This window comes from Psychrobacter sp. APC 3279 (assembly GCF_030407795.1).
In the GTDB taxonomy this organism is placed as follows: domain Bacteria; phylum Pseudomonadota; class Gammaproteobacteria; order Pseudomonadales; family Moraxellaceae; genus Psychrobacter.
Map to the genome: position 1 here is coordinate 1 of NZ_JASDCR010000061.1, position 612 is coordinate 612.

Genomic DNA, 612 nt, shown 5'->3' on the forward strand with positions numbered 1-612 from the left:
TATCTTTTTAACAGCTTCAGCTTTGAATGCTGCACTATAGGTTCTGATTTTCTTAGTCATGATAAACTCCTCATTGAGTCGTTAGTTTACCAAGTTTGGTTCTACAGTTTTTTCAGCATAGCTCAAAATACTGCAAGAGATTTCATAAAAATCGCTTATAACTTATCTGATATCGATATACTTAGTATTATTCCCAAGCATCGTCATATGGGGCATAACAGTAAAGAAAGAGACTCCTCATTAGAAGACTTCAAAAACTTCTTACAAACCTGCATTACATACTTTAATGAATTCTCATACGCCATATTAAATAAAATCTACCCTATACCTATTACTTTAGCAAAATCATCAAGTAATGATTATTATTGGGATTCAACTAGAAAATATGGCATAAAGAAACTACCTAATTGCTTCTACAATAGTGGTGAACCCTTACCCTTTAATGAGGTAAAAAATGCTTTATCAAATTATTATAATTGTGAGCATACTAGGGCGTGTCTTCAATTGGATAAGCCCTAAATAATAGTTACAATACCGCATCTATTGAGTCGATGCGAGAAATACAAGTTATGGCAAGAAAAGCATTAACAGATACGCTTTGGGATCAATTGC

1 protein-coding gene is annotated in these 612 nt (G+C 32.8%); it reads left to right on the top strand.

Annotation, left to right across the window (positions count from 1 at the left end; genetic code table 11):
- On the top strand, positions 1–519 hold a 519-nt coding region (locus QL898_RS13815), incomplete at its 5' end, for a hypothetical protein (protein WP_290177200.1).
- Positions 520–612 lie beyond the last annotated feature (93 nt).